Raw genomic sequence first — 11,340 nt, forward strand, 5'->3', positions numbered from 1 at the left:
TCCCACGCCCCCTGGTCGAACAACGTCTCCCACGACGACGCCTGACTCAGATCACCGAACGCACCCGCCAGATCCGCACCGAGCAGATCCACCACCCAGTCCAACTCATCGGCCTGCGCCACCGGCGCCGCAGACAACGGCGCCATCCCAAACGTCAAAAACGCGCCAACGGCACTGCTGGCCCCCAACAGCCGCCGGCTGCGCCGACCCTGCTGACCGTTGCCCGAAGTGTTACGCCCTACTGCCATTTGGGATTTCCTATCTGTGTGGCCCACAGTTGTGCTAGCTCTGTCTGTGATGAAGTTTGGATTTGGCGGCATGACCGCTCAGCCGGTTCAGCCGTAGTAGCCCAGTGCCGCGGCGATCTGGTTCGGAATGTCGTTGAGCCACTCCGACGCCACGCCGAAGAAGTCCCCGTTGATGCCGAACAAGCCCAGGTCGGACAGCCCCAGCCCGTCGATCAGGCCGTTGATGTCGAGGCTGCCCAGGCCGAGGTCGGTGAGCAGCGAGTTGATCGTCCCGTCGAGGCCGAGGTTGGCGACGATGGTGTCCAGGTCGTAGTTGTCCAGGCCGATCCAGCCGAGGAGGGTGCCCAGCGTGGGGTCGCCCAGCACGCTCGTCATCAGGTCGGTGATGAACTGGTCCAGGTGCACCTCGTCCAGTCCCAGTCCGTTGAGAATGCTGTCGATCGAGACCCCGCCCAGCAGGCTGTTGATGAAGTCCTCGAGGGACTGGTCGTTGAGGCCCAAGCCGTTGAGGATGCCGGCGATCGAGATGCTGCTCAGCCCCAGGCGGTCGATGAACATGTCGATGTCGATGTTGTTCAGGCCGAGGTTGTTGAAGATCGACTGGATGTAGATGTCGTTCAAGCCGAGACTGTCGATCAGGCCGGACAGGCTGAGGCTGCCCATGCCCCAGTCCTCGAACAGGGAGAGCAACGTGGTGTCGGTCAGCCCCAGCCCCTCAACGACACTCGTGAAGAGTTCGGTCAACGTCGGGTCGAAGCCCCAGGCGGTGAGGAACTGCCCCAGAGTGACATTGCCGGTCAGGTCGCCCAGACCGTTGAACAGGTCCTCCAGCGTGTAGTCGCCGATGCCCATGGCATCGACCCCTTGGATCACGGTGACGTTGTAGAGGTTCAGGTTCTGCAGAGTCACGCCAACGGTGTTGGTGCCCATCACCGCGCCGAGCGTGGGGTTGCCGGCCTTCTCCAGGAGGCTGGCCTGGTCGGGGGCGAGAATGCCCAACGGGGTGTCACCCAGGTTGGGGTAAGCCGGGTTCGGGCTGGGCAGCGTGTACAGCAAGGCCTGAACCGGGATGTCGTTCACCGGAGTGTCGGGAGGGTAGCCCATGGTGTTCTCGCCGATCGGCATCTCTTGGAAGATGTCCCCGAGCGTCGTGTTGCCGTAATCGCCGATGAAGTCGGACAGGGTGGCGCCGGGCGGGAACATCGAAAGCAGCATGTCCGTCAACGGCGTGTTGGCGCTGATGTCCGGTCCGAGGAAACCCTCGTTGAGCAGGTCAATCAGCGTCTGGTCGCCGTACTCGCCCAACATTCCCGCGAGCGCGCCGATGGTGATGGTGCCGAGGCCCATCTGCTCGAAGAAGTCGGTCAGCGACGGGTCGCCGAACGAATCGGTCAGCAATCCGCCGACAGTCCAGGTCGGGTCGATCAAGCTGGCCAGGGACTCGTTGCCCTGAGCGCCGAGCAGGTCCTTGATCAGGCCACCGACGGTGGCGTCGTCGCCGCCAACGAAGCTCAGGATGAGCTCGGACAGGCTGGGGTTGCCGATGTCGGTCTGGTTGAGCAGTGCGATCAGCAGGCTGGCGACCGAGTCGCCGGGCTCGATTCCGCCAAGGCTCTCCAACAGCTCAGCGATGGTGGGGTTGCCGATGCCGGCCTCGTTGAAGAGGCCGATCAGCAGCTCGGAGAGCGATTGGGTGCCGATACCCATGTCGTTGAGCAGGTCCACCGGCGTCATGTGTCCGAGGCCGAGCCCGTCGAGCAGGTCGATGATCAGCGTTTCCAGCGGGACATCGCCGATACCGGCCTGCGACAGCAGCTCGGTGATGGTGGTGTCGCCCATGCCGGACAGCTCGACCACGTCACCGATGTTGAAGTTGGCGTCGATCGGCTGCCCGGGGGTCAAGACACCGTTGAACAACGGGAAGTAGGCGCCCCCGAAGTCGACACCGCTGCTGCCGTTGAGGAAGGCGTCCAACAGCGTCGCCGGCGCGCCGATCAGAGCCGAGAACGACTTCATCGGGTCGGTGAAGATGTTGCTGACGATCTCGTCCATGATCTGCTGGAACGCGTTGCCCATGGTCACCCATGGGCCAATGGCGGCGAGCAGGCCGGCCGCCCACGTCGGCAGCTGCACGTCGAGTTCCGCGGGGAACGGGAACGCCTGGAACCCGATGGTGGGCATCGAGTTGGTGAAGATGTTGATGACATCCGGGATGCCGGAGATCGCCTGCTGCGGGTTCATGAAGATGTGCTGCAGCAGACCCCACATGTCCACTGAGTTCTGGTTCAGCGCCTGCAGGTTCGCGATGGTGTTCTCGAACAGGTCGGTGTAGGGCGAGAAGAAGCCCGACGTGAGCGCAACACCGCGCTGCTCGACCGTGGCGAGCTGGTGCTGAAGCTGCGGCAGATTCGAGGCCACGGGGGGAACCGCGACCAGGCCCACCCCCGCGACAGCCAGGCCAGTGGTGACGTATGGACGAAGTGTTTGCTGCATGACGCCCTCCCGGACGAAAGTTCCGAAGTTGCTTTGCCGTTCAGGTCGCTTAGCCACTGAGCACCGCCGTGATCTGGTCCCCTAGGCCGTCAAGCCAGTAGGACATGGAGCCCCAGAACTCACTGATCTGCGCGTTGATCACGGTCATATCCCCGAGCCCCAGGGAGGCCAGGAGCTCGTCGACGGTCTGGAGGCCGAAGTCGCCGAGCAGCGCACTGACCGTCGAGGTCCCGAACAGCGAGTCGATCAACTCGTTGAGGGTCTGGTCGCCCAGGCCCAGGGCCATCATCTGGTCGGCGATGGTGCTGACGCCGAAGAACTGGTCGAACAGGTCGCTGAGCGACTGGCCGCCGAGGCCGAAGTCGTTGAGCATCTCGTTGACGGTCTGCGGGCCGAGCGTCTGACGGATGATGTCGTCGAGGTGCATGCTGCCCACCCCACCGTCGTCCAGCGCGTTGGCGACGGTTTGGTCACCGAAGAACTGGTTGAGCAGCTCACTCATGGTCTGGTCGCCCAGGCCCGACGCGGTGAGCATGTCGATGATGGTCTGGTCAGCGGGCACCAGTTGGTCGATCAGGTCGGCCAGGGTGGTGTTGCCCATGACGCCGAGCAGCGACGAGAGCGGCGCGTCGGGCATGCCGGCCAGCACCAGGTCGGTCAGGGTCTGATCGGCCATGCCCGAGTCGGTGAGCATCTGACCCAGGGTCATCGAGAAGTTCGTCGAGATCATCTCGTTGAGGGTCATCTCGCCCATCGGGCCGAGCATCGAAACGAGTGGATCGTTCAGCTGGTCGCCCAAGAAGCTGGCGATGGTCGTACCCGCCAGGGAAGCCGACAGCAGGGCGTCACCGCCCTTGTCCAGCGGGGTCATGCCCGTAGCGGCGAGCATGTCGTTGACCGTGAGGTTGCCGGTGATGTAGGACAGGTTGCCGAGGATGGTGCCCACCGACAGGTTGGTGATACCCAACAGGTCGGTGATGTCGCCGACGGTCACCGTGCCGAAGCCCGCGAAACCCATGACCTCGGCCACCGTGGTGTCGCCGTAGGAGCCGAGTACCACCGAGGCCAACTGGCCGATGTCAGCGTCGGCCAGGCCAGCCGAACTGAGCAGGTCCATGATCGTCTGGTTGCCCAGGCCCAGGCCGCCGAGCAGCGCGGTGATGAACTCGTGGGTGGTCTGGGTGCCGAGGCCCGTGGCGTCGAGCATGTCCGCCGCGGTCTGACCGCCCAGACCCAGCGCGTCCACCGCGGTCTGCAGCAGGCCGTTGAGCGTCAGGTCGCCGGCGCCGACATCAACCAGGAGCTCGTTGACCGTCGGGTCGCCGATGCCCAGCGCTTCGAGCACGTCCATACCCAGGTCGGCCAGCTTGAGGTCGGCCAGACCGATGTCGCCGGCGAGGTCGACGACCGTCGGGTTGTCGAAGCCCAGAGCCTGAGTGAAGTCGATGGCGATGTCAGCGACCTGGACGTTGCCGATGCCCAGCATGTCCATGAGTTCGGCGATGGTGGGATTGCCGATGCCCACCGCGTCGAAGACGGTGGTCAGCACGTTGGCGACCTCAAGGCTGCCCAAGCCGAGGGCGTTGATGACGTCGACGGGGGTGTCGTCACCCAGGCCGACGCTGTCCAGCAGGCCGGTCAACATGCCCGCCACCTGCAGCGTGCCGATGCCGGTCTGGTCGAGCAGGCTGGCGATGGTCTGGTCGCCGATGTTGAGGTTGTTGGCCAGCTCTTCGGCGGTCTGGTCGATGATCAGGTTCTGACCGGGGACGAGGATGCCGTTGAAGGCCGGGATGCTGACGCCGACCACATCGATGGTGCTGGTGCCGTTCAGCCAGGCGTCGAGCAGGCGCGGGAACGCGGTGAAGATCGCCGCGAAGGGGTCCAGCGGATCATTGGGGTTGAAGATCTGGTTGAGGATGTCCTGCATTGCGTCATTGACCGTGACCAGTGGGCCGATGATCCCCATGCCGATGGTCAGGATCGGCGAGAGCAGGACCATCAGCGGGTCGGAACCGCTGATCGACGGCATGATCGACGTCAGGAACTCGAAGACCTCCGGGAGCCGCGACAGCGAGCTCGGGTCACTGAAGATCTGCTGGAGCAGATTGGCCCACCCGTTGTCCGTCCCCATCGCCACCAGGTTGGTGGCGGTGTTGCTGAACAGGTCCTGCCACGGTCCGAAGAAATCGGCCGTGAGCTTCACGGGCAGGTGTTGCACCTGCTGAAGAGCCTGGTGAGGCTCGACCTGGGGCCGCAGCACTGCCGCGGGAACGGCCCCGTTTACCGCGATCAACGCGGCACCCGCGATGGCGACACCGGGGGTGACGTACGGGCGAAGCGCCAGCTTCATCATGTTCTCCTACGGACACTGACTACGGACGTTGCTTAAACTTACATGAGTTTTCCGGTTTGTCGAACGGGAATTTTTATAAGGAAAAACTTCGTAAAAACCCCGATATATACCACGCATCGCGATATATTTCCGCGACACCGGACGACTGTAGGCCCAGGTCGCAGCAGTTCCGGCCACTGGCCGAGGGGGCTTCTCAGGCGTTGTTAACGAGTATTCCGCGGCCCGCTGATTGCTTAGGTGCCAAGCGCCAGGACCACACCGAACCTGATGACCCGGTTTGCCGAGAAGGGTGCTCCGGTACTCCGCCGCAGCTGAACCCGGGCATAGCCGGCAACGCGCTCCGGCGACGCCTCAGCGGGCGACTTCAGTGGGGCGGACTTCAGCCCTGGCCCGGCGGCCCTTCCGCCCGAGGCTGCCCCAACCGGGCCGCGACGGCCCGCCCCAGTCCGGCCAACAGCGCATTCTTGAGTCCCGCCGCCTCTTTTGCCGGCCGCGGCTCCGCCCATTCGGCCAACACGGTCAGCTCACCGGCCAGGTACTGGTCGCGGCACGCGCCGCGCTGAATCTTGCCGCTGGTGGTGGTCGGTATCCGCATCGGTTTGAGCAGTACGACCGCCTGGGCGTCGATTCCGTGGTGAGTACGGATAGCCGCCCGAATGGAAGCGATCAGGTCGCTCGGATCGACCCCGGCTGCCTCGTGGTGGTGCACCTCCTGCACCACCACCAGGTATTCGGGGGCGTAGCGCTCGGTGGGCAACTGGAACACCGCGCCACGGCTGGGCATCAGTGCCGGGTGGCATGCCTGCACGGTCAGCTCGATGTCATTGGGGTAGTGGCTATAGCCATCGATCGTCATCAGGTCCTTACACCGACCCGTGACGTACAGTTCGCCGTCGCGGAAGAACCCCAGGTCGCCACTGCGCAGGTAAGGGCCCTCGCCGGTGTCGGCCAGATGCGCCGAAAAGGCGTGTTCGGTCTCTTCGGGACGTCCCCAGTAGCCCACGCCCACGCTCGGCCCGGACACCCAGATCTCGCCCACTTCCTCAGGGGCGCGAAGCACCCGCGTCTCGGCGTCGACGATTCGGACATCCAGAAGCTCCGACTTCTTGCCACAGCCCACCAGCGGTAACGCGGTCTCCGGCTTGGCGACGTCGGCGGCCACCTCGACGACTCGGTCTTCGGTGAGCGCGGCCCGGTCGAAATGCCGCACCACCGGCAACGCCGACTCGGACATGCCCGTCACGCCCAACGTCGCCTCGGCCAGCCCATAGGCCGGGATGAAGGCCTCCGGCCGGAAACCGGCGGGAGCGAATGCGTCGGTAAAGGACTGCAGAGTCTCCGAACTGATGGGCCCGGCGCCGACGACGGCGATCGACAGGCTCGACAGGTCCAAGGCGGCGCGCTGCTGCGCGTTGCTGCGTTTGACGCAGGCCTCGTAGGCGAAGTTGGGGGCGGCGGTGATGGTCGCCCGGTAGCGCGAGATCGCCTGCAGCCACCGGAGCGGGCGCATCAGGAAGGCGCTCGGCGACATCAGCACGGTGGTCCGGCCGCCGTAGATGGTGCCGAGGATGCCCCCGACGAAACCCATGTCGTGGTACTGCGGCAGCCAGGACACCCCGCTGATCGGGCTGTTCATCACCGGTGCGTCAGCCGGCGGGTTCAGCGCCCACCGCATGATCTCCAGGTTGCTGAGGTAGTTGCGGTGGGTCAGCACGCAACCCTTCGGCACCCCGGTGGAGCCCGAGGTGTACTGGATCATGGCGAGGGTGTCCGCACCGACGCTCTGCGGCTGCCAGTCCGCCCCGTCGCCGGAGGCCTCATCCATGGCCAGCCACGTCAGCTTCGGCCCCGAACTGAGGCCGTCCACCGCAGCCTTCATCTTGGCCTGGGTTTTCGCCGTCGCCAGCGCGAAGCCCGCATCCGCTTCGGGCACGACGGTCTCGATCCGCCGGATAGGCCAGTGCTCGTCGACCGGTATCGCGACAGCGCCGGCGTAGAAACAGCCGAACAGCCCGGCGATGCTGTCCACACCGGGGCGGCAGAGCACCAGCACGCGCTTGCCGGCCGCGCCGTGACGCTGCAGGTTCGCCGCGATCGAGCGTGCCCGCCGGTCCAGGTCGCGATAGGTGACCCGGTCCTCTTCTATATCGCCTTCTGGACAGAAGATGAACGCGGGCGTATCCCCACGACGCGCAGCCTGCTGCTGCATCAGGTCAATGAGGGTGTCCAGCTCCAGAGGGGCCAAGGACGTCGTCGGTTCTGCCATCTTCTGATCAACCTTCAAGGGTGCTTCGCGGTAACGGCCCACAGCGTAGCGGGATCGCGAGCGCGGCGAGCGAGTACGCAGCCACGGGCCGCCGGTCGACGCGCCCTCACGTGAGTTGTCGCTCCAAGCTGGGCACACACCACACCCCACCCGCCCGGTTACGGGTGAGGCAAATGAGATTTCGGCGGCTGCGAAGCGTGCCGAGAGCCGTCAGCCCAGCGACGCCAACGCCCGGACCAACTGGTCCACTTCGGCCATCGTCGAGTAGTGGCCCAACCCGATGGTGACCGCTCCTCCGATGTCGTTGACCCCGATCGTCTCCAGCACCCGGGATCCGGCGTCCGCGATCGCCAGCACCCCGTTGTCGGCCAACCGCTGCACCACCCGCTCGGCCGGCACGTTCTGCACGGCGAAGCTGACCACCGGGATGCGCACCTCAGGCTGGCCGATCAGCATCACCAGCGGCAGCGACCGCAGGGAACTCAGCAGATACTCGAAGAGCCGGTTCAGATAAGCCGAGGACGACTGCATCGACACCGCCAGCCGCTCGCGCCGACTTCCCCGAGCCGACTCGTCCAGCGATGCCAGGTACTCGACACTGGCTACCAGCCCGGCCAGCAGACCGAATTGGTGCAGGCCGACCTCCAACCGGGCCGGGCCCACGGCGTGCGGGTTCAGCGACACCGACCCGAATGTCTCGATCAGCGCCGGGTCGCGAAAGGCCAGCGCGCCCACCGGCGGACCACCCCAGGAGGCCGCGTTGACTGCCACCACGTCCGCCTCGACCTCGTTGATGTCGAGCAGCTGGTAGGGCGCCGTGGCCGAGTGGTCGACGACGGCCACGCCGCCCACATCGTGGACCAGCTTGGTCACCGGGCGAACATCGGTGACGGTGCCCAGCACCCCCGACCCCGCGGTGAGTGCCACCAGCCGGGTCGACGGGGTGATCAGGTTCTCCCACTGCCAGCTGGGCAGCTCCCCGGTCTCGATGTCGACCTCGGCCCACTTGAGCTTGGCGCCGTAGCGGTTGGCGGCCCGCACCCAGGGGGCGATGTTGGCCTCGTCGTCGAGGCGGGTGACCACGGTCTCGTAACCCAGGCTCACCCGCGACGACGCGGCGTCGGCCAAGGCGCTCAACAACACGGCGCGGTCCGGTCCCAGCACTACCGCAGCGGGATCGGCGCCCACCAGATCGGCCACCGCCTGGCGGGCCGCGACGAGCACCGCGGCACTGCGCCGGGCCGCCGGATGAGGTCCGGCCGCTTTCGCCAGTGATCCCCGGAACGCAGTCGAGACGGTGGTGGCCACCGAGTCCGGAATCAACATGCCCGACGGCGAATCGAAGTGCACCCATCCGTCACCCAGCGTCGGGTGCAATCCGCGCACGCGAGCGACGTCATAGGCCATGCCAGCCACCTTAAAACTTCTCAAGATCGACCGGTGAACGTCTCGCATAACGAGATAGCTCCCCCGCAATACGGAGCTGGGTCACCTTGGCAGACATACTAGTGCAGTGCTTCTGGGCTTCGGAATGGTCACGGCGCTTTTGCTGCTGGTGCTTCCGGGCGCGCTGATCGGGGCCGGCGCGGGGCTGAACCGGCCATTAGCCGTAGCGGTGGGCCCGGCGCTGACCTACGGAGTCGTAGGCCTGGCCATCGTCCCTTTCGGCGCCCTCGGAATCCCTTGGAACGCAACCACGGCAGCGGCCGCGCTGGTAGTGGCCGGAGCCTTGACGGCGGTTCTGGCGAAGCGAACTCGATCTTTGCTGGAACGCCGTCGGAGCATCCAGGTGGCGGCTGCCTCGCCGGCGTTGTGGCCGACCCTGGCGGTGGCCGCCGGAACGCTGCTGGGCGTATTGCTGATCGGCTGGGCCGCGATACGCGGCATCCCGGATTGGCAGAGCATTCCCAGCACCTGGGACGCGGTGTGGCACGCCAACACCGTCCGCTTCATCCTCGACACCGGCCAGGCCTCACCGACTCACATGGGCGAGCTGCGCAACGTCGAAACCCACGCCGCGCTGTACTACCCCTCGGCATTTCACGCGCTGACCGCGGTGCTGTGCCAGCTGACCGGCGCCGCACCCACCACCGGCTACACCCTGGCCGGCCTGGCCGCCTCGGTGTGGCTGTTCCCGGTCGGCGCCGCACTGCTCACCTGGAATCTGCTGCAACGGGTCACGAGCACCCCCGTGACCGCGGTGTCCGCCAGCGCCGCCGCCGCACTCTCGGCGTCGTTCACCGCGCTGCCCTACGTCGAGTTCGGCACCGCCGCCATGCCCAACCTGGTGGCCTACGGCCTGGTGGCGCCGGCGTTCGTGCTGATCACCGCGGTCCGCACCCTGCGCGACCGAATCGGCGTGGCGGTGCTGGCCTTGCTGGGCGTGTTCTCGGTACACCTGACCGGAGGCATGGTCACGATCTTGCTGGTCGCGGCCTGGTGGCTGTGCCCTAAAGACGGAGCGCTGTGGAATCCGCTGCGCGGTAAGCGGCGTGACACCCTGGCGCTGGCCGCGGTCCTGATCCCGACCGGGTTACTGCTGTTGCCGCAACTGCTCAGCGTGCGCAAGCAGGCCGAGATCATCGCCGGGCACGCGTTCCTGACCCACGAGGGCCGCAAGTCGGGCCTGCGGGACGCGCTGCTGATGCACACCCGCCACCTCAACGACTTTCCGATCCAATACGCACTGGTGGCGCTGGCCGCAGCGGGAGCAGCCGTGCTGGTGGCCCGCACGGTGTGGTGGCCGTTGGCGCTGTGGGCCGTGCTGGTGGTGGGCGTGGTGCAGTCGTCGGCTCCGCTCGGCGGGCCGGTGGGCGCGGTGGCGGGCACCTTCACCGACCTGTTCTACAGCGACCCGCGCCGAATCATGGCGGCGATAACGCTGCTGCTGGTCCCGATGGCCGGCGTGGGCCTGGCGGCGCTGGCCGGGCTGCTGTCCAAGCCGGTGGGCGCGCGGGCGCGGCCGGTGTTGACCGGGCTGCTGTTGGTGACCGCGACGGTGGGGCTGGCCTGGCATTACCTGCCGCGGCACGCGTTCTTGTTCGGCGACAAGTACGACTCGGTGATGGTCGACTCCCGCGACCTGCAGGCCTACGCCTATCTGGCCGGCCTGCCCGGGGCCCACGACAGCGTGATCGGCAACGCCAACGTGGACGGCAGTGCCTGGATGTATGCCGTCGCCGGCCTGCACCCGCTGTGGACGCACTACGACTACCCGCAGCAGCAGGGTCCCGGCCCGAATCGGTTCATCTTCTGGGCCTACGCCGATGACGCAGACACCGATCCGCGGGTCGCGGAGGCCGTGCGATCCCTGGGTATCCGGTACGTGCTGATCAGCAGTCCGACGGTGCGCGGGTTCGCCCTGCCGGACGGGCTAGTGTCACTGGAGAAATCGCGGTCCTGGGCCAGGATCTACGACAATGGCGGGGCCAGCATCTACGAATGGCAAGGAGACAAAGCGCGGTGACCACCAGCAGTAGCAGCGCAGACGACTCAGACGGTGTCGAGATCATCAGCGGTGCCGACCCGCGGCTGCTGGCGGCCGGACTCAATAGCAGCACCACCGACGCCGCCGATGACGAGGAGGCGTCGCTGACCGACCTGATCGAGCAGCCCGCCAAGGTCATGCGGATCGGCACCATGATCAAGCAGCTGCTCGAGGAGGTGCGGGCCGCACCGCTCGATGACGCGAGCCGGGCCCGGCTGCGCGGGATCCACTCCGCCAGCATTCGCGAGCTCGAGGACGGCTTGGCCCCGGAGCTGCGCGAGGAGCTGGAGCGGCTGACGCTGCCGCTGCGCGAGGACGCCACACCATCGGACGCCGAGCTGCGGATCGCCCAGGCCCAACTGGTGGGCTGGCTGGAGGGTCTGTTCCACGGCATCCAGACCGCGCTGTTCGCCCAGCAGATGGCCGCCCGCGCGCAGCTGGAGCAGATGCGCCACGGCGCCCTTCCCCCCCTGTCTCTTATACACATCTC

Annotated in this window: 7 protein-coding genes; 2 read left to right on the forward strand and 5 right to left on the reverse strand. The window is 66.4% G+C overall.

What is annotated here, in order from left to right; all coding sequences use genetic code 11:
* The 5 genes from LI94_RS23265 to LI94_RS17565 form a co-directional block, all read right to left on the reverse strand.
* A partial coding sequence (locus LI94_RS23265) for a hypothetical protein (RefSeq protein ID WP_152664864.1) occupies positions 1-248 on the reverse strand: 248 nt, incomplete at its 3' end.
* Positions 249-335: 87 nt separating this feature from the next.
* Positions 336-2,741, reverse strand: coding sequence for a hypothetical protein (locus LI94_RS17550; protein ID WP_046301994.1), 2,406 nt, complete (start codon positions 2,739-2,741; stop codon positions 336-338).
* Between the two features lie 49 nt (positions 2,742-2,790).
* The gene (locus tag LI94_RS17555) at positions 2,791-5,094 is read right to left on the reverse strand and encodes a hypothetical protein (protein ID WP_046301997.1); all 2,304 of its coding nucleotides are present in this window, start codon (positions 5,092-5,094) and stop codon (positions 2,791-2,793) included.
* A 382-nt stretch (positions 5,095-5,476) separates the two neighbouring features.
* A complete protein-coding gene (locus LI94_RS17560) occupies positions 5,477-7,363 on the reverse strand; it encodes a fatty acyl-AMP ligase (RefSeq protein WP_046301995.1) in 1,887 nt (628 codons plus the stop codon).
* A 210-nt stretch (positions 7,364-7,573) separates the two neighbouring features.
* On the reverse strand, positions 7,574-8,770 hold the full coding sequence (locus LI94_RS17565) for a cysteine desulfurase-like protein (protein ID WP_024443601.1): 1,197 nt from the start codon (positions 8,768-8,770) through the stop codon (positions 7,574-7,576).
* Between the two features lie 106 nt (positions 8,771-8,876).
* Between LI94_RS17565 and LI94_RS17570 the strand changes: the two genes are divergently transcribed.
* Positions 8,877-10,829: a DUF6541 family protein gene (locus tag LI94_RS17570; RefSeq protein WP_046301996.1), complete on the forward strand. Its 1,953-nt coding sequence runs from the start codon at positions 8,877-8,879 to the stop codon at positions 10,827-10,829.
* Positions 10,826-11,340, forward strand: a 515-nt coding sequence (locus LI94_RS17575) for a bacterial proteasome activator family protein (RefSeq protein ID WP_239651264.1), incomplete at its 3' end; no start/stop codon positions are given. The genes LI94_RS17570 and LI94_RS17575, both read left to right, overlap by 4 nt.

Origin of the sequence: Mycobacterium sp. UM_Kg27 (assembly GCF_000972905.1) — a bacterium.
In the GTDB taxonomy this organism is placed as follows: domain Bacteria; phylum Actinomycetota; class Actinomycetes; order Mycobacteriales; family Mycobacteriaceae; genus Mycobacterium.